The organism is Sulfurimonas xiamenensis (assembly GCF_009258045.1).
Classification (GTDB): Bacteria; Campylobacterota; Campylobacteria; order Campylobacterales; family Sulfurimonadaceae; genus Sulfurimonas; species Sulfurimonas xiamenensis.
On the sequence record NZ_CP041166.1, the window covers coordinates 1007288 to 1030807 of the forward strand.

Sequence of the window (23520 nt, forward strand, 5' to 3'; positions counted from 1 at the left end):
ATAAATAAAAGATTTATTTTTGAGTAATGATATTCATACTTACTAAATTATTAAGTATTTCTGACTCTTTATCATAGTTTTCTTGAAATTTTCCAAGTTTTAACGAGCTGAAAATCGGTTTCCCTATTATAATTCTGCCTTCTATTCCATCTCTGCTGGTCTTTATTCCCCAAATATTGTGAAATACAATAATTTCATTATTGTAAGTTCCAACATATAAAACAACATGTCCTTTTTTATATAAAAGCGTTTGAAACGGGATTGCTTTTTCTTTTATAACTTCTATCTTCTCTTTATTGGTTAAATTTTTCAAATTTATAACATTTCCAATTTTACTCTGTTGGTATGAATTTCTAGGCAGCCAAATACCAAAAGGTGCAAACATATCTCGAAGCATTGATGAACAATCTCTTTGTTTGTACATTCCGCCCCATCCATAATTTGTTTTTGATACTTCATTAACAATTTTAGTTAAATTTTCTTGATTTAATTTCATTATCTCTTTACTGGCTATATCTTTAGAAATTTTAGAATTTATAAAAAGCGGTTGTGATTTTTTAAATGATGTTGCTGTTAAAATTGTATATGTATTTTCATCTTCTGACACAAGAACAAACATCATTCCGATTTTTGTTTTAAACAAAAATCTGCCTTCACTATCATATATAGGTTCATTCTCTTTTGTAATAGCAACTTGTTGAGCTTTTTGCCAAAAATCAATATCTCTCTTTTTTAAAATAACAAATGCATCAGTTTTTAGCCACCCAGATGCATAACTGCTAAATATAAAAGCCCACTCTCTGTCTTTTGAGTAGTGTGAAATAAATATAGGCTCATTTGCATGTATAGTACTGTTTTGAAGATAATCAAATGGGTACCCCTCTCCCGCAAGAGATGGATTCTTAAATAAAGGTCTGTGAGTTGGGAAAGATCTAATATCACTCTCTTTGAGCGTTAATGCCTTTTCATTGACTGTTCCATATGACTCAAAATTTGAATTTTCTCTTATGCTGTCAAAAAAATCTTCTTTTAATAGTTGTAAATTTTCTCCATAACTTTCCCCCATTTTATATGATTCAAATGGCCACATTACGCTTTTCGCGTCCTCTTGTGGTTTATCAATATTCCATATACTAAAATAGTATTTTTTATACTCTTTTTGAATATCATAAAGAGAGGAATTACTATCTATATTTTTCGCAAAACAGCTTACATCTTGAGGTATATTTAATAGATCATATATTTTTATTTGATTATTATCAGCATATTTAAAATTATTTGAAGAACAGCCTATAAATAAAACCATAAATAAAAATATCAAAATATACTTCATTTTTTCACCTTTTAGTCAACACTTCCAAATCTGCTGACAACTCTGCCAATAACCTCTATCTCATTTGGATCTAATGTTTGTGTTGAATAGATTTGATTGTCAGATATTATATCAATTTTACCATCTATTCTTTTTTGAACTCTTTTTATAAAAAGACCACCATGTGTTCTTATGGTAAAGATTCCACCTCTTCGCAGGTCAGTTTTGTTTCTGTTTATAAAAACAATATCATTGTAACTAAAAGTAGGCTCCATCGAATCACCGGAGACATTAATAGCTTCTATATATTTTAATTCTCTCTCTCCTCCAAGCATAGTGACAAATTCATGTGGAATTTCAACACCCTGAACCTCCTCCTCTTCCAATTCGGCTCCGCCGCCGGCTGATGCACTTACATTACTAAAATATTTTATCATAAAAAATTTATTTGTCGCCTCAACTAGACTCTCCGGCGATTGACCATAGAGCAGCCAATTTATAGATATGGATTTAGTTGCGCAAAAATCTAAAAGTTCACCAAAAGGTATCTTGTTTCTCTTTTTCATAGTTGCAAAATTCATTTGACTTATGCCTAAGGTATCTGCAACATCTTTATCAAGTACCTTTTTGCCTGCAAACTCTGTAGAAAGAATATTTTTAATCTCATCAACAATTTCAAGAAAATTTTTCATATAACCCCCTATATTGCTCAAATATATAAAATTATAGTATTTTTTTGCAATATAGTCAAAAAATATATGACAAAATGCAATATTTTATATTTTTATTTTACTTTTTTTGTAATATTTAAAAAAAGGATTTAATATGACAATTATGGTAAAAAATGTACAAACTTTATTAAAAAGATTTGAGGAGAATATAGAAAAATGGGCTCAAAAATTTTTTTAAATTTTATTTTCTTTGTTTTTTGATCTCTTTTCATCAGCTTCTCTTTGGGCTTCTCTTGCAGTTGATTTATTTTTATGATAGCCACCAAAAACAAAAACCATGAAGAGAATAAAAAGTGTTGTCATTGCTATATCGATAAATGTATCCATTTTTTTTCCTTTTAATTATTTGTAAAAAGAGTCATAATTTTGTCTTATTGCTTCATAAAGTACTATTCCAGTACTTATAGCCAGATTTAAACTTCTGCCCTCTTTAGTCATAGGTATGGTTATATTTTGCTCTTTATATTTATGCAAAATATTTTCCGGAATTCCCGCTGTTTCACTTCCAAAAAATATATAATCACCCTCTTTAAATTGTGCTTTAAAATAGGGCTTGTCTGTTTTTGTAGTAGCAAAGTAGGCATTATCTTTGATAGTGTTGTTTGTGAAAAAATCATCTATACTTTCCCATACGAGCAGATCTAGTTTGTGCCAATAATCAAGCCCTGCTCGTCTTACTGCTTTTTCATCAATATCAAAAGCGATAGGCTTTATGATATGCAGGGTTGCACCGGCATTAACACATAATCGCCCTATTGCACCGGTATTGTTAGGAATTTGTGGATTTACTAAAACAAGATTAAACAATGATTATCCTAAAAGATTACAGTTTTATTAGCAAAAACAAATATTCTGTCTTCAAGTGCCAACTTTAGTGCTCTGGAGAGAACAACTTTCTCTACATCTTTGCCTGAGCGCTGCATATCTCTCCACCCATAAGCATGATTTACATGAATAACTTCCTGTGCAATAATCGGACCTTCATCCAGATTGTTATTTACAAAGTGCGATGTAGCTCCAATAATTTTAACACCTCTGTCATAAGCTTGTTTATATGGGTTTGCTCCTATGAAAGCCGGTAAAAATGAGTGGTGTATATTTATAATTTTATTTTCGTATCTCTCTACAAATCCAGGTGTTAATATTCTCATATATTTTGCCAAAACTATATAATCTATATCTTTAAAAGTAGACAAATAGTCAATAATTTTTTGCTCATGTTCTGCTCTGTTTAAACCTTCATGAGAGATATAAACAAATGGTATATTAAACCTATCCACCAAAGATTCTAAATCATTATAGTTTGATATTACTGCCAATATATTTGCTTCGAGCTCTCCGGCTTCATGTCGAATAAGTATATCGCCAAGAGCATGCATCTCTTTTGTAGCCATAATAACAATATTTTTATTTTTTGGTGCTATTACCTCAATGTTTGCACTATTTGGAATAGCATCACTAATTGATTTATGTAATCTGTCCAATTCTATATCACCGTCAACAACACTTCGCATAAAAAATTTATTACTGTCTTTGTCTACAAACTCACTATTTGTAAGAATATTTAAATCATTTTTATAAAAAACGGTCGATATTTTGTGAACCAGACCTTTTTCATCATTAGCATCAATAAGAACTCTGTATTGACTCATTTGCAACTTCCTTTTTCTTAACTTTATAAAGTAACTGATAAATATTTACTAAAGCTAATATTTTTATTTTGCTGCATAATTAGCAATAATTGAGCCCATTTCACTTGTAGAGCATATCTCTTTAGCATCATATTGAGCTAAATCTTTTGTTCTATATCCCTCTTTTAATGCTCTTTTTACAGCGGCATCTATCTTATCTGCCGCATCATTTTCGCCAAGAGCGTATCTAAGCATCATTGAAGCCGATGAGATAGTTGCAATAGGGTTTGCAATTCCCTGTCCTGCAATATCAGGTGCTGAACCATGAATAGGCTCATAAACACCGATTTTTGCGCCGACGGAAGCCGATGGGAGAAGCCCTATAGAGCCTGAGAGCATACTTGCTTCATCGCTTAATATATCGCCGAAAATATTTCCGGTAAGCATTACATCAAACTGTCTAGGGTCGCGAATAAGCTGCATTGCAGCATTATCCACATACATATGAGAGAGTTCAACTTCAGGATACTCTTTTGAGACTTCGGTAACTACATCTCTCCAAAGCTGAGATACATCTAAAACATTTGCTTTGTCGATTGAACAGACTCTCTTGCTTCTTGTCATAGCGATCTTAAAAGCTTGATGGGCAATTCTCACAATCTCATCACGAGTGTAGACCATAGTGTTGTAGCCCCTATTCTCATCACGCCCTTTTGGCTCGCCGAAATAGATTCCGCCGATAAGCTCGCGAACAACCATCAAGTCAACGCCCTTAACGACTTCAGCCTTTAAAGAGGAAGCATTAATAAGTTCATCATATACAACCGCAGGACGCAGATTTGCATAAACACCAAGCTCTTTACGGAATCTCAAAAGTCCGCTCTCAGGTCTTTTCTCACGGGGAAGATTATCCCATTTTGTACCGCCGATTGCACCAAAAAGCACTGCATCGCTGTTTAGAGAGATGTTAATCGTCTCTTGAGGAAGAGGATCGCCGGTGATATCGTAAGCGCAACCGCCCATTAAAGCCTCTTCATAAGAGAACTCTATATCACAGCATGAAGCTACCGCATCTAAAACTTTTACCGCTTCATCTATAATCTCCGGACCGATACCATCACCCTTTATAAGTGCAATTTTATATGTTTTCATTATTTACCTTTAATCTCATTTTGTGCAAAATTCATAAGTCCGCCTGCATCTATAAGCTCTTGCATAAAAGCAGGGATAGGAGTAAAGCTATATGTTTTGCCTGATGTTTTGTTTGTAATAGTTCCATTATTCATGTCTATGCTTATTTCATCGCCCTCTGCAATCTCATGGCTCTCTTTAAGCTCAAATATAGGAAGCCCCATGTTAAATGCGTTTCTATAGAAAATTCTTGCAAAAGTAGGAGCAATAACTGCTGCAACACCCGCTGCTTTAAGAGCTATAGGTGCATGTTCACGCGAACTTCCACAACCAAAATTATCCTCCGCAACTATTACATCACCTCTGCTCATTTTGTTTACAAACTCAGGGTCAGCATCTTCCATAACATGTTTTGCCAGCTCTTCAGGCACTGATGTATTCAAATAGCGAGCCGCTATAATTAAATCCGTATCAATATCTTTTCCAAATCTCCAAACTTTGCCGTCAATATTTGCTTTTTGCATATAAATTCCTAATCATCTATTCTAAATTAATTTTGCGATTATACCCAAAATGAAATTTTAGTTTTATAAAGAGCCTTTATGATTTAAATATTACTTTTTTAATTTCACTTCGTAAAGATCTTCTCTTCTGTCTTTTAAGTTTGTAACACCTCCAAATGTATGCAGCTCTTTTAAGAGATCCAAATCAACATCCGCAACAAGTATCATCTCCGTGTTTGGTGTAGATTCCGCTTTTATACCGTTTGAAGGAAATGCAAAGTCACAAGGCGTAAATACTGCTGATTGTGCATACTGTATATCCATATTACTGACATTTGGCAGGTTTCCTACACATCCGGCAATGGCAACATAACACTCATTCTCTATCGCACGCGCCTGAGAGCAGACTCTTACCCTTGAGTAGCCATTTTGCGTATCCGTTAAAAACGGAACAAATAATATCTCCATCCCCTCTTTTGCCAGCAATCTTCCAAGCTCAGGAAATTCGGTATCATAGCAAATCAACACACCTATCTTACCGCAGTCCGTATTGAATGTTTTAATCTCATCAGAACCTTTTAAACCCCAGATGCGCTCTTCATCCGGTGTTACATGTATCTTTGAGTATTTCTCGGTAGTACCGTCGCGTCTGCATAAAAAACCTACATTGTAAAGATGCCCATCAACGAGTTCAGGCATGCTTCCTGTGATAATATTTATATTGTATGAGATAGCCAGCTTTGAAAACTCATCACGAAATCTCTTCGTGTAGCCTGCGAGCTCTCTTATCGCCTCTGCTTCGTTTAGATGGTTATGTTTTGACATTAACGGTGCATTAAAAAATTCCGGAAAGAGCGCAAAATCACTTCTATAATTTGATACAGCGTTTATAAAATATTCTGCTTGTTCAAGCACCTCTTCGATGTTATTGTACGGTCTTACTTGCCACTGAATTAGACCGAGCCTTATTACAGTTTTTTGCGTAAGCGGATTTTTCTTAGGTTGTGTATAGTAAATATTATTCCAGCCCAAAAGTGCTGCATATTCACAACTCTCTTTATCTCCCTCAAGATAGTTTTTAATTACGCGCCTTACACTAAAATCATTTGAGAGTTGAAAATTTAATACCGGATCATCAATCTCTTTCTCTTTTACCTTTTGAATATACTCTCTTGGAGTGATTTTATTTGCATATTTGGAGTAATTCGGCAACCTGCCTCCAAAGATTATTCCTTTTAAATTCAGCTCTTCGCATAGCTCTTTTCTATAGTCATAAAGCCTTCTTCCAAGCCTTAAGCCTCGATATTTTTTACTTACAAAAACATCAACGCCGTAAAGAATATTACCAAGAGGATTGAAGGTGTCAAATGTATAGTTTCCTGTTATCTGCTTGTATGTGTGATTATCTTCAAATTTATCATAATCAACAATCAAACTTAGCGCAAAACCTGCAAATTCACCGTCTATTTTTATGCTTACCTGCCCTTTTGGAAATTTGTTGATCAAAATAGCAAGTTCTTCTCTGCTCCATGTGGAATCTTTTAGATGTCTATATTCATCTTTCATTAGATCTACCACTGCTTCATAATCATCCATTTCTAAATAATTTAACTCAATTTTTTCTATATTTTTTAAATTCATAAAAATTCCTATTTGTATTTTTTTTCATATATTTCAAATTAAAACAATATTTTAATTTGAAATTATACTAAAAGTAATTTTATATATCTTATATAATATTTTACTATCTATATAAGAAGAGAAAATTAAGACTATTTGGGTATAATCCACCTTTGAAAAAACTTAACAAGCCAACAAGGTGCATTATACATGACAGCAAAAGAACTCAATAAAGCTATTGAAACATTTTTTACAAATCAAAAACCAAAAGAGTGTTTAACTTATGAATCACTTATAGACCTTTTTGATAAGCAGCCAACCACCGCACAAGCAAATAATATCTATAAACTTATACAAAAATATAAAGCTTGTATATACACATCATCCGAACATGCAAAACTTCTTAACGACAAAGAGGCAGAAGCAAGAAGAAGCGCTCAAAGAAAGATGATTGAAAACAATGAAACTGACAATTTTGATATATTAAAAGAGCATGAGCTTTTAGAATGGTCTCGTTCAGATTCTCCTGTTCGTATGTATCTTCGAGAAATGGGACAAATTCCGCTTTTAACAAAAGAAGAAGAGATAGAAATCTCAAAAAAAATAGAAGCCGGAGAGAGCATAATTATCGATGCTATATGCTCTGTTCCATACCTGATAGATTTTATCCTGGATTACAAAGAACCACTGATTAATCGTGAAAGAAGAGTAAAAGAGTTATTTAAAAGTTTTGAAGATGACAACGATGATTCGGATAATGATGATGACAATGATGATAATGAAGAGAGTGAGAATGAAAAAACATTAACAGTAAAAGACAAAACCAGAGTTGAAAAAGTTACTATAAGTTTCAAAGCACTAGAAAAAGCTAAAAAAGAGTGGATAAAAACAGCAGAGAAAGCACCTGAAAATTTAGACGGAGAACTTACGCCTGAAATTATCTACTATTATCTGGCTATTACATACAAAAAAGCTATTTTAAAAGAAACACTATTAGACTTAGGTCCTACTTCTAAACTTATAAACGAACTTGTAAAAGCTATGGAAACTGCACTTAAAAGTGATGAAGGGTATGATAAAGAGTTAAAAAGATTAGAGTATAAACTTCCACTATTCAATGCTACGCTCAAAGCAAATCATAAAATTTTACTTGAAAAAATTTGTGATTTAAATAAAGAGGACATTGCTACAATGGTTCCTGAAGCTACTATGGTCAGTACATATATGGAGATTAAAAAGCTTGTACAAACCAAAGAGGCTTCAAAAAACAGCTTTGACATGGAACCTGAAAAGCTAGCAGATATTTTAGAGCAGATCAAACGCGGTAAAAATATCTCTGAAATCTCAAAAACTAAGATGGCAAAATCAAACCTAAGACTTGTAGTATCCATTGCAAAAAGATATACAAACCGCGGTCTTCCATTTCTTGATCTAATTCAAGAGGGAAATATTGGTCTTATGAAAGCAGTTGATAAATTTGAATATCAAAAAGGTTATAAATTTTCAACATATGCAACATGGTGGATCCGTCAAGCAATTTCGCGTGCTATAGCTGATCAAGCAAGAACTATTCGTATCCCGATACATATGATAGAGACAATCAACCGTATCAATAAAATTATGCGTAAACACCTTCAAGAACATGGAAAAGAGCCTGATGTTGAAATAATCGCACAAGAAGTCGGACTTTCTGTTGAAAAAGTTAAAAATGTAATTAAGATTACAAAAGAGCCGATAAGTCTTGAAGCGCCTATAGGCAGTGAAGATGATGGGCGTTTTGGTGACTTTATTGAAGATAAAACATCATTGTCACCATCTGATTCAATTCTTAAAGATGATTTAAGAGTCCAGATAGAGAGTGTTTTAGAACAATTAAATGAAAGAGAAAAAGCTGTTATTAAACTTCGTTTTGGAATTATGGATGATGAGTCTGACAGAACACTTGAAGAGATAGGAAAAGAGCTAAGTGTAACGCGTGAAAGAGTCCGCCAAATCGAATCAAGCGCAATTAAAAAACTAAAACATCCTAAAGTAGGAAGAAAACTTAAAAACTATATGGAAGAGTAACGAACAAAAATATGACATTTGAGCAACAATGGATTGAATATGACTACAACCCTTTTGTGCTCTTTAGTTCAAACGGAAAAGTTATATCATTAAACTCACAGGCACAATTTTTACTTGGTGCAGCAACCACTGAAGAGCTTTTTAATCTTGCGACAACATATGCAAATGTGTCATTTGGTTTTAAAACAACTTTTATTGAGCTAGAGTTTGGAAGATATAGGTTTTTTGCTTTAACTGTGGGGTATGAAAATGATGATGCAATAGGTATAAAATTATATCAGTCACCCTCTTTTAAACTAAACAATCAAAAACTTATAGGTGAACCGACAAATATCTATACATTAGTTGATCTATGCATAGCGACATATTCTATTAATTCAAAAATTATTTTTGAAAAAGATTTTGATCCTACAATTCCCGAAATCATTATAGATTCAAATAATTTTATAAAACTGCTAAATAAAATATACTCTTGTTATGCGGAGAATGCAAAAATTTCAACAAAAATATTTTACAGAGTCGGTGAACATATTAAATTTGATGAAAAAAAATATAGTATTTTTTCCATTGAAATAAGTTCACAAAACAGTAACAAAGAAAAAATAAATGAGTTAAAAGTTTTTACTGCAAATACAAATTTTTATATTGATATTCAAAAAAAGATAACCATAAACATCCCTATGATTACCTCTTAAAATAGATCTTTTGAAACAATATAACCTACTATGATTCCTACAAGCAGAGATGGGAGATAAGTAGATATATCAAGTACCTGATTGTTTTTAAGTGCTATAAAACCTAAAATCAAAAACAGATATGGAATAAGCCTAAAGAGTGAAATACTTGCTCTGCCGCTTTTTTTAATATCTTTGACATTTAATATTTTTATCTTTTTTTTCTCTTCTTTAACGATAGCCTTCAAATCAAGCTCATCTATTGGCGCCTCGTTTATATCCATATCATTGTAAAGTTCATAAGGGTCTTCTATGGTATCTAAAAGATCTCTTTTTTCATTAATATTTTGAGAATCAACTTCACTTTTTACTGTTCTCTTATAGGCATATATTGAACCTAAAATGATAAAAAAACTGCTTAAAAATGCTATTTGCAAATTTATAAAGAATTCAAAAGAGATAATATTTGTCAACAAAATTATTGATTCGACAAAAACTATAAGTTTAATAGTTTTTTTCACTCTCATCCTCATCTTCATCATCTTGAAGCTGTTTTTTTATAGCATAACGAGGCTCTTTTGCTAACTCTTCATACTCTTTATACTGCTTTGAATATGCTTTATAAACATTTAATATAGCCGCTGCAATACCTATAAAAACTCCTATCCATAAAGTCCAACCGGCACCTGTTAAGTTTTTAAGCAAGATGCCTATACCAACACCCATAACAACTGCAACTGCTATGGAAATGCCCAATGACAGATTGTCAGCTGCCTCTATAATCGGTTTTATTTTAGGAGTTTTTTCTTCCTTTTTTTCATTTTCAACCATTTGTTATCTCTTTAAAAACTTTAGCACTCGCTTTTATCGTATCTTCTATCATCTCATCTGTAACTGCAGTTGAAATAAAACCGGTTTCATAGAGTGAACATGCAAAATAAAATCCTTCTTGAAGCATTTTAGAGTGAAACTTAGCAAAAAGTTCTGCGTCAGAGTTAGATGCATCGGCAAAGTTTTTAACAGGTTTTTCATTAAAAAAGAAACCAAACATGCTCCCTCTTGTATCTATCTGCATAGGTATACCAAAAGATTCTGCCTCTTTTTTCATTCCCTCAACCAATCTTTTTGCCCTTTGATTAAGAACTGAGATCACTTGCGCATTTGCCTTTAGTTTAGAGATGGCAGCAAGTCCTGCAGCCATTGCAACAGGATTTCCGCTTAATGTTCCTGCTTGATAAACCGGACCCTCAGGTGAGAGTTTTGCCATTATCTCGGCTCTTGCACCAAAAGCACCCACTGGCATACCGCCGCCGATAACTTTCCCAAGCGTAACAATATCCGGCTTTACTCCCGTAATAGACTCTGCTCCATTTACACTAGCGCGGAAACCGCTCATAACTTCATCAAATATAAGCAAAGTTCCATTGGCATCACAAAGCTCTCTTAGCTCATGTAAGAACTCTTTATCTGCAGGAACTAATCCCATATTTCCCGCGATTGGCTCTATAATTACACATGCAATCTCACTTGAGTCTTTAAAACATTTTTTTACACTTTCTATATTGTTATATTCAGCTAAAAGAGTATGTTTTGTAAAATCAGCCGGAACACCTGGTGAACTAGGATTTCCAAATGTAGCAGCGCCACTTCCTGCCTGAACTAAAAGAGAGTCGCTGTGTCCATGATAACATCCAGTAAATTTTACAATATCATCTCGTCCGGTGTATCCACGAGCAAGGCGTATTGCACTCATAACAGCTTCTGTTCCGCTGCTAACAAATCTAATCTTGTCAATAGAATCAAACATTGATACAACAAGCTCAGCCAAATCACTCTCGGCTTGTGTCGGCGCACCAAAACTAAGTCCATGTTTTACTGCTTCTATAACAGCACTCTCTATCGCTTCATCTCTATGTCCAAATAGCAAAGGTCCCCAACTTTGTACAAAATCTATATATCTATTTCCATCTATATCAATTAAATATGCTCCATCTCCTTCTGCAATAAACAGAGGAGTTCCTCCAACACTGCTAAATGCTCTAACCGGAGAATTTACTCCACCTGGAATTAAATTTTGTGCCTGTTTGAAAGCTTTTAATGAATTATCTATACTCAATTTTTCACCTTGTTGTTGTGTTTGATTTTTGTAATTATAGCTAATAACTATTAATCTATGTTGGTTATAATAATTGAAATTTTTTTAAGGAATTACTTGAATCGTTCATATTTTGCCCTCTTTGTAGCTCTTTTAATTCATATTTTGCTGCTGCTTATATTTTGGTTTCTTGGCACTATAACACCGGAAATTGAAAAAAAAGAGAATAAAAAAGAGAATAAAATAAAAATTTCATTAAAAGAGATGCCAAAAAAGCATAAGGATAGCGGAGATATTAAAAAAGAGGATACTAAAAAACCAAAAGAGATAGCTCCCCCTATGCCAAAAGGGAGTCAACTTAAAAAAATAGAAAATTCTCTGCAACAAAAACCGCCTATAGAGTTTAAGCCAAAAAAAGTTCAACCAACAAAGAGCAAAAAATTACCTATGGAAAAAGCAAAATCTATTGTTGAACAAAAAAAAGTTGAACAAAAGATAAAAAAAGAGAGCAAGGTTGAAATCAAACAGCCAAAAATAGAACCTCTTCCGCCGACTAAGCCATATATACCTTTAACATCTCTGCCAACACCTCCGAAAAAGGAAAAAGAGAGTAAAAAAGAGTCTTACGACTGGTTATATGAGGATAGATCAAAAGAGGAAAAAAAGACAAAAGAGAGTAAAAAAGAGAACGGAAGCAGTATTGGAAATTCAAATTTAAAAGAGCTTTACGGAGATGAGTTTGGCAAGCTGACCCCGGGACAGCAAAAATATCTTATTGACAATCAAGAGATAATGAGAAGAATAACGCAAGAGGTTTTAAATAGGGTAGCCAGAGTAAACCTTTCAAGAGATATAAATGTAAACAGTACAAACATCGTAGAGTTTTATCTTCATCCAAATGGAGATATGACAGATTTTAAATTTCTCAAAAAAAGCGGGTATTATGTTTTAGACGATACTACAAAAGAGACGATTGAATACGCTTACAGCAGATATCCACGGCCAAATGAAAAAATATTAGTTCGATACAATGTTTTTTATAATTTGGCCGGATACTAACTCAATTTATTCCTGCTTATTTTTGTTTAGCAGTGCCAATGCTCCCTTATATATAGGTTCATCTATATATCCGTACTCATCATCTTCAAAACCAGTCATCCCCTCTTCTCTTTTAAGTTCAAAGAGTTTAATTATAGTTTTGGCTCTCATAATTTCTCGCTCTTCATCTGCAAATTTTTTATTAACAAGCTTGGCCTGCTCAGGAGAAATACACCCTTTTGAATCATAACCCATGATTTTTTCTAAAGATATCCATTGTTCAAATTCATCTAATTTTTTAAATTCCTGATATACAAAAGAAACTGCTTTTACATCAATTGTTTTACATGTAATCAAAAAATGTGACAAAATATATGTCATAGTTGGATTATCTATATTTATCAAACTTTGTGGAAGATTCATATCTGCAAAAAGATCCAGTATGCCAAGATAAAATGTTGTAACTCTTTTATCCACTTTTAAAAGTGCTAAATTATTCCAAGCCTCTTTTGTTTCTATTGAGAGATGCAGTTCTGTTTTTTCATCCAAGAGTGCATAAACTGATTCTACCTCTTTTGGATCTTTTATTTTTGGAACTCTAATTGCATCAGGCATAAATTGATTTAAGTATGCTATCTCTTCAAATCCTCCCTCGTTAAGAGCATTTACACGAACCACCAATTTTTTATCACATTTTTTATAATAAGATAAAAATATAGCGCACAAAACAAGACCAAAAGGTTTATCCTCTTTGCTTACACCATCTTCAAGATTTAAAATTATACAATCAGCCTCAACCGATTCTATTTTTGTCAGGTGATCTATATTATTGCATGAAAGCATTAAAGCCGAACGAAAATCTTTTCTTCTGTTTATCATTCTATATGTTGGGGTTGCCAACGCATCAAGTGCCACTAAATCTCTACTATCATAAGCAGCTTGTATCTCTTTTAAATTATTTAACATTTGATATATTCTCTTTCTTTTTTTCTTGCAGATAAAAATAGAGTGCCTTAATCTCTTTTTGAGTTAAAAAATATCTTGGCATACCATTTTTTCTCACATTTAGTGATTTAAAAAAATCATTAAAATCCATACTGTTTATTACCGGACCGACAAAACTTTTTTTTTCATTTTTATGTTCATATGTAGCTACAATCCTGCCCTCACCAAATTCTCCATGACATTTATGGCACCCTATGCCTCTTGGGTTTTTATAAAGAGAAGAAGCATACTCCAAAGGTGTAATAAAACTACTCTCAGCCAATAAAGAAAATGGCAATAATAAAAACAAAGCATTTCTCATAAAGCGACCTTTTAACATATAAAGGTATAATAACAAAAAAATAATATTATGAGGTTTAAATGCAACTTCTTGATGGTAAAGCACTCTCAGCAAAGATAGAAACAAAAATAGTTAATGAAGTAAAAGAGTTTAAAAGCAAAACAGCTTCAGTTCCAGGTTTAGCAGTTATTTTGGTAGGACAGGATCCGGCAAGCGCAGCGTATGTAAACATGAAGAAAAAAGCATGTGACAGAGTTGGTTTTTACTCTGTTACACATGAGATGCCAGAAGACATCTCTCAAGAGGCAATTGAAAAAACAATCATTATGATGAATGACAATCCAAATATTGACGGAATTTTAATTCAGCTGCCTCTCCCTGCACAAATAGATACGACAAAAATACTTGAATTGGTAAATCCGAGCAAAGATGTGGATGGTTTTCATCCATACAATGTCGGCAGATTAATGATAGGACTTGATGGTTTTGTCCCTTGTACTCCTCTTGGCGTAATGGAACTTTTATCAGAATACAGTATAGACATTCAAGGAAAAAACTGCGTAGTAGTAGGAGCATCAAATATAGTTGGAAAACCGATGGCATCTCTACTCTTAAATGCAAATGCAACGGTTGAGATTTGCCATATCTTTACGGATGATTTAAAAAAGCATACTCTTAATGCTGATATTCTTTTAGTTGGGGTTGGTGTAATAAATCTTATAAAAGAAGATATGGTAAAAGATGACGCTATTATTATTGATATAGGAATCAACCGTGCCGATAACGGAAAATTAGTAGGTGATGTTGACTTTGAAAATGTTGCAAAAAAATGCTCCTATATAACTCCGGTTCCAGGCGGAGTCGGTCCAATGACAATTGCTATGCTTCTAAGCAATACTCTAAAAGCTGCAAAAATGCATGCAAATGAAAGAGAGTAAATGAAAAATTTTTTACACAAAACCTACAAATTTTCTAATTCATGGACTGGAACTATAATAATAGTTCTTTTTGTTATATTTTTTATTGCTCAAGCTTTTAAAATTCCAAGCGGTTCCATGAAAGATTCTCTGCTTATCGGAGATCATCTTTTTGCTAAAAAATTTGCATACGGTATTCCTATGCCTCATATTCCATTTTTGGAAACCTCTATTATGCCATGGAGTGATCGTCTGCGTTTAATGGATGGAGATACTCCAAAAAGGGGAGATATTGTAATTTTCAGACCGCCGCACAATACAAAACAGCACTTTGTAAAAAGGTGTGTTGCGCTCCCTAATGATGAACTTTTTATTTTAGACAAAGATTTATATATTCATCATCATGAAGGTGACAAGTGGATTGAAAATAATTTTAAAGAAGAGGATATTATTATTTTTGCGGGAAAACTTTGGGTTAAAAATCCATACATGAAAGAGCACCCCGGAATTCATCATGATAAAAAAATTACAAATAACGGTCAATATCCAATGCCTATATTTAATTTTGCTCCAATCAAAATTGATGAAGACCACTACTTTATGATGGGTGACAACCGTGACCACTCAAATGACAGCCGTTTTTGGGGAGCCGTTCCTTATGAAAATATAGAAGGAACGCCTTGGTTTGTATACTTTAGTATAGATGAAAACTGGGAAATCAGATGGGACAGAATCGGAAAAACGCCTACGGATCTAGAGACTCCTGCTCACTTAAACAAAGCTATAGCAGAGAGAATAAAAAAAGACAAAGATGATTATGGAATCTATTGATTTACTTAAAATTTTAGCTGCTGTACTCTCCTTGATTGTAGCTATTGTCGGGCATGAAATAATGCACGGATGGGTAGCGTACATGTATGGTGACACTACTGCCAAAAATGCAGGAAGACTCTCAATAAACCCTATTTCGCATATAGATCTTGTTGGAACAATTATAGTTCCTGCAACAATGTATTTTTTGCCGATACTTTTAGGTGGAGAGAGCGGATTTTTATTTGGATGGGCTAAACCTGTGCCAATCAATATGGCAACTGTAATCAGAAGAGCCGGTTATAATGGCGCAATGCAGGTTGATTTAGCGGGAATAGTTTATAACTTTACCTTAGCGGTATTGGCTTCTATTGTTATTGTTATGATGAGTCAGCCAAATACTTCTGACAGTTTATTTTATGTTTTGGCTTATCTTTTTGTATTTCAACTGCTTATTATAAATGTTGTTTTGGGCGTTTTCAACCTACTCCCGATTCCTCAATTTGACGGTGCGCACTTTTTAATGCACCTCTCATTAAAGTATAAAATAAATTCCATAGCTGAGTTCTTTTATAAAAATGAAAGATATGGAATAATTATAGTTTTGATAATTCTTATGACACCATTAAAGAATTATCTATTATTACTCCCTGTACAGACTATTTTAAGTCTGTTATTATCATAAAATAAGGAAAAAAATGAAATTTTATATTGCTACAGATCATGCAGGCTTGGATCTTAAAGATTATACCGTTGAACTATTAAAAACAAAAGGTCACGAAGTTATAGATTTAGGACCATTTTCAAAAGATAGAGTTGATTATCCTGATTATGCCGTAAAAGTTTCAGAAGCAGTTTTAGCAGACAAAGAGGCACAAGGCATTCTTATTTGCGGCTCCGGAATAGGAATGAGTATGACAGCAAATAGACATAGCGGAATTCGTGCTGCACTTTGCCATGATGCATATACTGCAACTGTTGCCCGAGGACATAATGATGCAAATGTATTATGCTTTGGAGAGAGAATCATAGGAAAAGGTGTATGCGAGTCTATACTTGACGCTTGGATTGCAGGTAGTTTTGAAGGTGGTCGTCATATACAAAGAGTAGCAAAAATCGAAGCAATTAAATCTTAATACTTTTATAAAAAAGCGTATTAATATAAGGAAAAAAATATGACACTTAGCGCTACAGAGAGAGAAATCATAGAAAACTCCATAAGAGATGTAAAAGATTTTCCAAAGCCCGGAATTGTATTTAAAGATATTACAACTCTTTTAAACAATGCAAAAGCTTACGGCGTGCTTATGAATCATCTCTATCAAAGGTATAAGGAATATAATTTAGATTATATAGCAGGCATAGATGCGAGAGGATTTATTTTTGCTGCATCACTTGCTCAAATGCTTGGAGTCGGTTTTGTGCCTATCCGTAAAAAAGGCAAACTGCCATATACCACAATCAGTGAAAAATATTCACTGGAGTACGGTGTAGATGAAGTAGAGATTCATATTGATGCATTTAGTGAAATTTCAAATGCAAAAGTACTTCTTATTGATGATTTAATCGCTACCGGCGGTACAGCAAATGCTGCAGCAAAATTGATAAATCAAGCAGGTGCATCCTGTGTAGAAGCTTGTTTTCTTATAGCTCTTGATTTTTTAGACGGACAAAAAAATTTAAAAGAAATAACTAATGTATATTCTTTAATAGAGGTAAAATAATGTATATTCCTTCTCCTTCAAAATTTGATCCAAAAAATGGACACTTTGGTATGTTTGGCGGCAGATATGTTCCTGAGACATTGATGCCTGCGCTTTTAAAACTCGAAGAGGAGTATAATAATATCCGCTTTGATGAAGATTTCTGGAAAGAGGTAAATTACTATCTTTCAGATTATGTCGGCCGCCCTTCTCCTCTTTACTATGCAAAAAACATTTCAGATGAACTTGGTGCAAAAATCTATCTAAAAAGAGAAGATTTAAATCATACCGGCGCACATAAAGTAAACAATGTTATAGCTCAGGGGCTTATGGCTAAGAGACTTGGCTATAAAAAAATAATAGCAGAAACGGGTGCCGGCCAGCATGGAGTTGCAACAGCAACTATTTGTGCGCTTTTAGATTTAGAGTGTGAAATATTTATGGGTGCAAAAGATGTAGCCCGTCAAGAACTTAATGTTTTTCGCATGAAACTTCTTGGTGCAAAAGTAAACAGTGTTGAGAGTGGAAGCAGAACACTAAAAGATGCCATGAATGATGCAATCCGTCACTGGGTAACAAATACAAGAGATACTTTTTACATTATAGGAACCGTTGCCGGACCGCATCCCTACCCTATGATGGTAAGAGATTTTCAGGCTATTATCGGTTATGAAGCAAGAGCGCAAATTTTAGAAAAAGAGAATCGCTTGCCGGATCATGTGATTGCATGTATCGGAGGCGGAAGCAACGCTATTGGTACATTTCAACACTTTTTAGAAGATAAAGAAGTTGAGTGTATTGGTATAGAAGCCGGCGGACACGGTATAGAAACCGGTCAACACGGCTGTTCTCTTAACAAAGGACGCCCAGGTATACTGCATGGTCAAATGAGTTATCTGCTTCAAAATCATGATGGACAAATTTTAGAAGCTCACTCAATATCGGCTGGGCTTGACTATCCTGGGATAGGACCCGAACACTCTTTTCATCATGACAATAAAACAGTTACATATGATTATGCTACAGATAAAGAAGCACTCGATGCATTCGTATGGTTATCTCGCAAAGAGGGAATTATACCGGCATTTGAAAGTGCACATGCTATAGCTTATTTGAAAAAAATGCCAAATATAAAAGATAAATTAATTATTGTAAATTTATCAGGTCGCGGTGACAAAGATATGATTCAAGCAAAAGAGTTGTTAAATTTTGACAATTAAAATAGAGGAAAAATTATGAATATTCAATTAGTAAATAAAGAGATATCTGATATTGATTCAGAAGTTTTAATAGAATTTCTAACAAACAGTGAACTTAAAGATCATAAAGATGCAAAGATACTAAATAGTGCCGGCTTTAAGGCTGAGCAAGATTCTACATGTTTTTTATATGAAAAAGCTATTCTATTTTGTGGAGTTGATAACAAAAAAAGTGATGATTTAAGAAGCGCATGTGCCGCTATGATCAAAGTGCTTAAATCTTCAAACTATAAATCTGCAAAAATAAGTGTTGTAAACAAATCCGCTATAAAGGCTTTAGTTGAAGGTATAGTTTTAGGCGGATATGAGTTTAATGAGTATAAATCTGAACCAAAAAAAGTAGTTTTAGAGGATCTTTTTTTAGCATCTACAGATATTGATTTTGGTAATTTAGAAACTATCTTTAATGAAGCACTCACTGTTGCAAATGCTACATGTTTTACCCGCGATATAGTAAATAGAGCTCCACAAGAGATAAATCCGCAAACCCTAAGTAAATTAGCTAAAAAACTTGCAAAAGAGAACTCTTTGGAGTGCAATATACTTAAAGAAGATGATTTAGCAAAAGAGAGTATGGGTGCAATGCTTGCAGTAGGCCGTGCTTCTGTTCATGAAAGTGCTCTTATTCATCTGGCATATAAGCCAAAAAATCCAAAAAAAATCATCTCTCTTGTAGGCAAAGGTTTAACTTATGACAGTGGCGGATTAAGCCTAAAACCTGCCACTTCAATGGTTACCATGAAGATGGACAAAGCTGGTGCATGTGCAGTACTTGGCATTATAAAAGCTGTAAGCGAACTAGGGCTTGATATTGAGGTTCATGCATTTATCGGTGCGGTTGAAAACATGGTAGGCGGGAATGCTTATAAACCCGATGATGTTTTAGTATCAAGAAGCAAAACTACCATCGAGGTAAGAAATACCGATGCCGAGGGGCGTTTGGTTTTAGCGGATGTTTTAGACTATGCGCAAGATACAGTAAATGCAGACTATATTTTTGATTTTGCAACACTTACAGGTGCATGTATGATTGCTCTTGGGCAGTACACAACCGGATTAATGGGACATTCACATAAACTAAAACATGATATTTCAAGAGCTGGAGCTGATTCAGGAGAGTTGATTAGTTCTCTGCCATTTAATAATCATCTTAAAAAACTTCTAAAAAGTGAAATTGCCGACATCAGCAATACAGCTTCAAAACCATACGGCGGCGCAATAACAGCAGGACTCTTTTTAGATAAATTTATCCGTGATGAAAACAAAAACAGATGGATGCACTTTGATATAGCAGGTTCGGCTTATACTGAAGCTCCATGGGACTGTAATGTTTATGGAGCAACAGGTGCCGGAGTTCGTTTAATGTGTGAATATTTAAAAGATATAAAGTAACAAAATTGCATTAAATATTTTTTTTTATATTTAATGCACTGCATTTAGAGAAAAGTGATGTCATAATACTATTATAAATAGAACTTTAAAGGAGTTGCTTGAAATTTACATTTTTAGAGGTTAAAGAGAGTGATATATTAGAAAAGGTATTTGCATTTCGCTATAAAATACTTTTAGAAATATATCCGCAATATTTAAAAAAGTGCAACTTTTCAGATACCAAAGAGTATGATGAGTATGATAAATATTCAGTACATTTTGCGGTACTAGATGAAAATGATGAAGTTGGTGCAACGGTAAGAATTATACACAACTCTCCTATTGGTTATCCCACAGAAAATAATATGACATTTGACAGCAGCATGTTTGAAAGAGATAAACTCGGGGAGATGTCAAGAATCTTTGTAGATGCTAAATACAGAAATATAAAAACTACAAAAAGTATTATGCAGGGGCTTAAACAAATCATATACAATAAAATGAAAGAGTTGGGCTTAGAGTATACATACGGCTCACAGGAAGCAAGCTTTTTAAGACTGCTGAAGATGTACAAAATGAACTATCATACTATAGGTGAAGAACAAATGTATAAAGATGTTGGTTTTCGATATCCGTCCATTATATATACAAAAGAGTTTGGTGAAGATAATCCGGATATTGCTCAATTCTGGAAAGAAGAATATGAAAAAAAATAGTTTGTTAAACTCACTCAAATTTAGTTCTGTTGTATTACTATTATTAGGTTTTGCTAATTTAAAAGCAAAAACAACTGATATAGTAGACTCGATATCTAATGATATGAAACATTTTGATGAAGTTGCAACGATTACAAAACAAAATGAGCACTATCAGCCCTATATTATCTCTGTATTTCATGGAGAAGAGCTTGAAAAACTTGGTGTCTCAAATCTTAAAGAGGCACTGGAATTAGTCCCTGGGGTTGATATGACCACTGATAATTTAAACAATCAAACTCCTATTTTCAGAGGTTCAAACTCCAGTGCCTATGGGCAGTCAAAACTTTTTATAGACGGTGTATCTGTCAATAATGTTTTTTCAGACGGTTATTCCGAATACCTCTTTTTTCCTATAGAGATGATTAAAAGAATCGAAGTAGTGAGAGGTCCGGGAAGTAAAACAGATGGTGTTAATGCTTATGCAGGATCTATCAATGTTATAACCTATGCAGAAGATTTTAAAGGATTTGAGTCTAATGATAAGCTAGTATTTAAGCATGGCTCGTATGATTACTATATGGGCGGATTTATGAAAACCTATAAAAAAGATGATTTAAAAGTTTTTATAAATTTTTTCTACCAAGAAGATAACAAAAAGCTGCCTGCAGGTCCTGACGGTCTCTCACAAGGTGTATTGGGGACAGAAAATATAGCTCTCTCTCAATCAGGAGATGCACCTTTATGGCTAGAGTCTTACTCGCTTGGCATCAATCTTCAATACAAAGATTTTTCAATCAAAGCAAGAGCACTTCAGCACAAACAAGGAAGTGCATATGGTATAAATCTTGCATTGCCGCAGGAAAGCGATAGAATAAAAGCGCCAAATCACTATCTTGAACTAGGTTATAAAAAAGAGATGGGAGATTATAAAGCCGATATAAAAGCAGGAATAAAATATGACGCATTCGATTCATATTCTAAATTACTGCCTGATGGTTTTGAAACAGACGGTATTGTCTTTAATGAAGGTGTATATGGAGAGCACTTTGCTGCACAAAGAACACTCTATCAATCCTCTTATCTTAAATATAGCGGAATTAAAAAACATACTATTACTGCAGGTTACCGTTTTAAAAAAGAAGAAACCATAGATATGAGATCAAAACTTTCAAACAGAGAGAGCGGTGATGTAGAATTGGTTGATTATAGTGAAACATTTGCATTTTTTGATGCAGATGCCAAGCGAAATATTTTTACCTTCTCGCTTCAAGATGAATTCCTGTTTAACAATGCTTTTAGCTTTATTTACGGTTTTAATTATGAAGAGACATCATATAAAGATGCAGGATTTGAACCCAGAATCTCAATGGTTTATCAAAAAGACAGAGAAAATATTTTCAAAGCCATGTATAGCCGTTCGCATAGAAATGCTTCATGGCAGGAGATGTTTACAATGAATAATTTAGCAAGAGTTGGAAACACAGATTTGGAGCCTGAAATAGTGGATGCTTTTGAAGTTGCATATATAAAAAAATTCTCAAGCGACTCCCATTTTCAAGCCAATCTTTTTTATCTGCTTAACAAAGATCAAATATATAACTCTTCCACAAATCCTGAGTATGAAAATGCAATGGATACAGATATTTACGGTTTTGAGCTTGAGTACAAAGGAAGCATACTTCCTGTTGATCAACTATACCTAAACTACTCTTATGTAGATGGAAAATCATATATAAATAACAAAGACAGAAGTGAATCTCTGCCAAATGTCTCCCAGCATTTGGCTAAAGGGTACTATATCTATAATCTAAATAGCGCATTATCACTTAGTACTACTCTTAAATATGTCGGTTCAAAAGAGAGAATATTTATAGATACGCGTGAAAAACTTGAAGCTTATTCAACAATAGACGCATCACTAAGTTATAGAAATCAAAAATATGATTATATGTTAACAGCCAGTGTTAAAAATCTATGTGATACAAAGGTTGTTTTTCCATCTGCGCCTAACACATATATAGATGATTATGAACAAGAGCGTAGAAATTTTCTTATAGCATTTACGAAAAAGTTTTAAATGAAAAAAATAGTTTTACTCTCTCTTATTTTTATAAATATAGCTTATGGTTTTAGTTATAACGATATTTTGCTAAAAGCGCAAGCTTCTATTTTTCCTAAAATTTTACTTCTTGATAAAAAGTTAAATAACAAACTTATCAATAAAGAGATAGTTTATACTATTGTTTATGAAAAAATTGATTATCTTACAGCTTTAGAAATAAGCAACTTTATAGATAAAAACTACAACGGTTATTTCGGTAAATACCCCTACAGCATAAATTTAGTACAATTTTCAGATATATCAACTCAGACCGAGGCATCTGCAATTTATGTTTTAAATTCAGATAAAAATATTAGAAAAATTGTTGACATTGCAAAAACAAAAGGAGTTATAACATTTAGTTACGATATTGATAATTTAAAAGAGGGTTTGCTCTTCTCTTTAATGTTAGAAAAATCAACTGTAATTTATCTTAACAAAGAGAACCTCTACACTAAAGATATAAACTTTGTCGATCCACTTTACCAAATCGTCAAATTTATTGATAAACAATAAAAATAAAATAAAACTTTTATAATAATAATGTTACAATTTTTTTAATCAAAGAGAGTTA

Annotated in this window: 26 protein-coding genes; 13 read left to right on the forward strand and 13 right to left on the reverse strand. The window is 33.4% G+C overall.

What is annotated here, in order from left to right:
* Positions 1-13: 13 nt before the first annotated feature.
* The 8 genes from FJR47_RS05140 to FJR47_RS05170 form a co-directional block, all read right to left on the reverse strand.
* Complete coding sequence (locus tag FJR47_RS05140) at positions 14-1333, reverse strand: SH3 domain-containing C40 family peptidase (RefSeq protein ID WP_152299380.1); 1320 nt, start codon at positions 1331-1333, stop codon at positions 14-16.
* Positions 1334-1344: 11 nt separating this feature from the next.
* Positions 1345-2004, reverse strand: a complete 660-nt coding sequence (locus FJR47_RS05145) for a LexA family transcriptional regulator (protein ID WP_152299381.1) — start codon at positions 2002-2004, stop codon at positions 1345-1347.
* A 213-nt stretch (positions 2005-2217) separates the two neighbouring features.
* On the reverse strand, positions 2218-2370 hold the full coding sequence (locus FJR47_RS09710) for a hypothetical protein (RefSeq protein WP_188093701.1): 153 nt from the start codon (positions 2368-2370) through the stop codon (positions 2218-2220).
* Positions 2371-2385: 15 nt separating this feature from the next.
* A complete protein-coding gene (locus FJR47_RS05150; RefSeq protein WP_152299382.1) occupies positions 2386-2850 on the reverse strand; it encodes a tRNA (cytidine(34)-2'-O)-methyltransferase in 465 nt (154 codons plus the stop codon).
* A gap of 8 nt (positions 2851-2858) precedes the next feature.
* Positions 2859-3695 carry a formyltetrahydrofolate deformylase gene (gene purU, locus FJR47_RS05155; protein ID WP_152299383.1) on the reverse strand — a complete coding sequence of 279 codons (837 nt, stop codon included), beginning with the start codon at positions 3693-3695 and terminating at the stop codon, positions 2859-2861.
* A gap of 63 nt (positions 3696-3758) precedes the next feature.
* Entirely contained in the window at positions 3759-4826 is a 1068-nt protein-coding gene (gene leuB, locus FJR47_RS05160; RefSeq protein WP_152299384.1) for a 3-isopropylmalate dehydrogenase, read from the reverse strand.
* Complete coding sequence (locus tag FJR47_RS05165; RefSeq protein WP_152299385.1) at positions 4826-5329, reverse strand: 3-isopropylmalate dehydratase small subunit; 504 nt, start codon at positions 5327-5329, stop codon at positions 4826-4828. Before FJR47_RS05165 ends, leuB begins: the two co-directional genes overlap by 1 nt.
* Positions 5330-5419: 90 nt before the next feature.
* Positions 5420-6949, reverse strand: coding sequence for a bifunctional GNAT family N-acetyltransferase/carbon-nitrogen hydrolase family protein (locus tag FJR47_RS05170; protein WP_152299386.1), 1530 nt, complete (start codon positions 6947-6949; stop codon positions 5420-5422).
* 189 nt (positions 6950-7138) lie between these two features.
* Here FJR47_RS05170 and rpoD point away from each other — a divergent pair, with 189 nt between their 5' ends.
* The gene (rpoD, locus tag FJR47_RS05175; RefSeq protein WP_152299387.1) at positions 7139-8995 is read left to right on the forward strand and encodes an RNA polymerase sigma factor RpoD; all 1857 of its coding nucleotides are present in this window, start codon (positions 7139-7141) and stop codon (positions 8993-8995) included.
* An 11-nt stretch (positions 8996-9006) separates the two neighbouring features.
* On the forward strand, positions 9007-9690 hold the full coding sequence (locus tag FJR47_RS05180) for a hypothetical protein (RefSeq protein WP_152299388.1): 684 nt from the start codon (positions 9007-9009) through the stop codon (positions 9688-9690).
* Here FJR47_RS05180 and FJR47_RS05185 read toward each other — a convergent pair.
* From FJR47_RS05185 to hemL, 3 genes are read right to left on the reverse strand one after another with little or no spacing between them, the layout of a single operon-like run.
* Positions 9687-10196, reverse strand: a complete 510-nt coding sequence (locus FJR47_RS05185; protein ID WP_241855377.1) for a hypothetical protein — start codon at positions 10194-10196, stop codon at positions 9687-9689. The genes FJR47_RS05180 and FJR47_RS05185 overlap by 4 nt on opposite strands.
* A complete protein-coding gene (locus FJR47_RS05190) occupies positions 10174-10500 on the reverse strand; it encodes an AtpZ/AtpI family protein (RefSeq protein WP_152299389.1) in 327 nt (108 codons plus the stop codon). The genes FJR47_RS05185 and FJR47_RS05190 overlap by 23 nt, the downstream gene beginning before the upstream one ends.
* Positions 10493-11785 carry a glutamate-1-semialdehyde 2,1-aminomutase gene (gene hemL / locus FJR47_RS05195; RefSeq protein WP_152299390.1) on the reverse strand — a complete coding sequence of 431 codons (1293 nt, stop codon included), beginning with the start codon at positions 11783-11785 and terminating at the stop codon, positions 10493-10495. The genes FJR47_RS05190 and hemL overlap by 8 nt, the downstream gene beginning before the upstream one ends.
* A 96-nt stretch (positions 11786-11881) precedes the next feature.
* Between hemL and FJR47_RS05200 the strand changes: the two genes are divergently transcribed.
* Entirely contained in the window at positions 11882-12823 is a 942-nt protein-coding gene (locus FJR47_RS05200) for an energy transducer TonB family protein (protein WP_152299391.1), read from the forward strand.
* Between the two features lie 6 nt (positions 12824-12829).
* On the opposite strand, the gene FJR47_RS05205 is transcribed toward FJR47_RS05200, so the two are convergent.
* Complete coding sequence (locus FJR47_RS05205; RefSeq protein ID WP_152299392.1) at positions 12830-13768, reverse strand: HpcH/HpaI aldolase/citrate lyase family protein; 939 nt, start codon at positions 13766-13768, stop codon at positions 12830-12832.
* A complete protein-coding gene (locus FJR47_RS05210) occupies positions 13758-14108 on the reverse strand; it encodes a c-type cytochrome (protein ID WP_152299393.1) in 351 nt (116 codons plus the stop codon). Before FJR47_RS05210 ends, FJR47_RS05205 begins: the two co-directional genes overlap by 11 nt.
* 59 nt (positions 14109-14167) lie before the next feature.
* Here FJR47_RS05210 and folD point away from each other — a divergent pair, with 59 nt between their 5' ends.
* The 10 genes from folD to FJR47_RS05260 all read left to right on the forward strand — a co-directional run bounded on the left by folD (position 14168) and on the right by FJR47_RS05260 (position 23462).
* Positions 14168-15025, forward strand: coding sequence for a bifunctional methylenetetrahydrofolate dehydrogenase/methenyltetrahydrofolate cyclohydrolase FolD (folD, locus tag FJR47_RS05215; protein ID WP_152299394.1), 858 nt, complete (start codon positions 14168-14170; stop codon positions 15023-15025).
* Entirely contained in the window at positions 15026-15835 is an 810-nt protein-coding gene (gene lepB / locus FJR47_RS05220) for a signal peptidase I (protein WP_152299395.1), read from the forward strand.
* Positions 15822-16499, forward strand: coding sequence for a site-2 protease family protein (locus FJR47_RS05225; protein WP_152299396.1), 678 nt, complete (start codon positions 15822-15824; stop codon positions 16497-16499). Before lepB ends, FJR47_RS05225 begins: the two co-directional genes overlap by 14 nt.
* 13 nt (positions 16500-16512) lie before the next feature.
* Entirely contained in the window at positions 16513-16950 is a 438-nt protein-coding gene (gene rpiB, locus FJR47_RS05230) for a ribose 5-phosphate isomerase B (protein WP_152299397.1), read from the forward strand.
* A 39-nt stretch (positions 16951-16989) separates the two neighbouring features.
* Positions 16990-17538 (forward strand): adenine phosphoribosyltransferase, encoded by a 549-nt coding sequence (locus FJR47_RS05235; RefSeq protein ID WP_152299398.1) that lies wholly within the window; start codon positions 16990-16992, stop codon positions 17536-17538.
* Positions 17538-18737: a tryptophan synthase subunit beta gene (gene trpB / locus FJR47_RS05240; RefSeq protein WP_152299399.1), complete on the forward strand. Its 1200-nt coding sequence runs from the start codon at positions 17538-17540 to the stop codon at positions 18735-18737. Before FJR47_RS05235 ends, trpB begins: the two co-directional genes overlap by 1 nt.
* 15 nt (positions 18738-18752) lie before the next feature.
* On the forward strand, positions 18753-20168 hold the full coding sequence (locus FJR47_RS05245; RefSeq protein ID WP_152299400.1) for a leucyl aminopeptidase: 1416 nt from the start codon (positions 18753-18755) through the stop codon (positions 20166-20168).
* A gap of 98 nt (positions 20169-20266) precedes the next feature.
* Positions 20267-20863: a GNAT family N-acyltransferase gene (locus FJR47_RS05250; protein WP_152299401.1), complete on the forward strand. Its 597-nt coding sequence runs from the start codon at positions 20267-20269 to the stop codon at positions 20861-20863.
* On the forward strand, positions 20850-22922 hold the full coding sequence (locus FJR47_RS05255; protein WP_241855378.1) for a TonB-dependent receptor plug domain-containing protein: 2073 nt from the start codon (positions 20850-20852) through the stop codon (positions 22920-22922). Before FJR47_RS05250 ends, FJR47_RS05255 begins: the two co-directional genes overlap by 14 nt.
* On the forward strand, positions 22923-23462 hold the full coding sequence (locus FJR47_RS05260) for a hypothetical protein (RefSeq protein WP_152299402.1): 540 nt from the start codon (positions 22923-22925) through the stop codon (positions 23460-23462). It abuts the gene before it with no gap.
* Positions 23463-23520 lie beyond the last annotated feature (58 nt).

Coding starts and splice junctions, on each gene's coding strand:
- FJR47_RS05140 (WP_152299380.1), bottom strand. CDS start 1,333: ATGAAGTATATTTTGATATTTTTATTTATGGTTTTATTTATAGGCTGT.
- FJR47_RS05145 (WP_152299381.1), bottom strand. CDS start 2,004: ATGAAAAATTTTCTTGAAATTGTTGATGAGATTAAAAATATTCTTTCT.
- FJR47_RS09710 (WP_188093701.1), bottom strand. CDS start 2,370: ATGGATACATTTATCGATATAGCAATGACAACACTTTTTATTCTCTTC.
- purU (WP_152299383.1), bottom strand. CDS start 3,695: ATGAGTCAATACAGAGTTCTTATTGATGCTAATGATGAAAAAGGTCTG.
- leuB (WP_152299384.1), bottom strand. CDS start 4,826: ATGAAAACATATAAAATTGCACTTATAAAGGGTGATGGTATCGGTCCG.
- FJR47_RS05165 (WP_152299385.1), bottom strand. CDS start 5,329: ATGCAAAAAGCAAATATTGACGGCAAAGTTTGGAGATTTGGAAAAGAT.
- FJR47_RS05170 (WP_152299386.1), bottom strand. CDS start 6,949: ATGAATTTAAAAAATATAGAAAAAATTGAGTTAAATTATTTAGAAATG.
- rpoD (WP_152299387.1), top strand. CDS start 7,139: ATGACAGCAAAAGAACTCAATAAAGCTATTGAAACATTTTTTACAAAT.
- FJR47_RS05180 (WP_152299388.1), top strand. CDS start 9,007: ATGACATTTGAGCAACAATGGATTGAATATGACTACAACCCTTTTGTG.
- FJR47_RS05185 (WP_241855377.1), bottom strand. CDS start 10,196: ATGAGAGTGAAAAAAACTATTAAACTTATAGTTTTTGTCGAATCAATA.
- FJR47_RS05190 (WP_152299389.1), bottom strand. CDS start 10,500: ATGGTTGAAAATGAAAAAAAGGAAGAAAAAACTCCTAAAATAAAACCG.
- FJR47_RS05205 (WP_152299392.1), bottom strand. CDS start 13,768: ATGTTAAATAATTTAAAAGAGATACAAGCTGCTTATGATAGTAGAGAT.
- FJR47_RS05210 (WP_152299393.1), bottom strand. CDS start 14,108: ATGAGAAATGCTTTGTTTTTATTATTGCCATTTTCTTTATTGGCTGAG.
- folD (WP_152299394.1), top strand. CDS start 14,168: ATGCAACTTCTTGATGGTAAAGCACTCTCAGCAAAGATAGAAACAAAA.
- lepB (WP_152299395.1), top strand. CDS start 15,026: ATGAAAAATTTTTTACACAAAACCTACAAATTTTCTAATTCATGGACT.
- FJR47_RS05225 (WP_152299396.1), top strand. CDS start 15,822: ATGGAATCTATTGATTTACTTAAAATTTTAGCTGCTGTACTCTCCTTG.
- rpiB (WP_152299397.1), top strand. CDS start 16,513: ATGAAATTTTATATTGCTACAGATCATGCAGGCTTGGATCTTAAAGAT.
- FJR47_RS05235 (WP_152299398.1), top strand. CDS start 16,990: ATGACACTTAGCGCTACAGAGAGAGAAATCATAGAAAACTCCATAAGA.
- trpB (WP_152299399.1), top strand. CDS start 17,538: ATGTATATTCCTTCTCCTTCAAAATTTGATCCAAAAAATGGACACTTT.
- FJR47_RS05245 (WP_152299400.1), top strand. CDS start 18,753: ATGAATATTCAATTAGTAAATAAAGAGATATCTGATATTGATTCAGAA.
- FJR47_RS05255 (WP_241855378.1), top strand. CDS start 20,850: ATGAAAAAAAATAGTTTGTTAAACTCACTCAAATTTAGTTCTGTTGTA.
- FJR47_RS05260 (WP_152299402.1), top strand. CDS start 22,923: ATGAAAAAAATAGTTTTACTCTCTCTTATTTTTATAAATATAGCTTAT.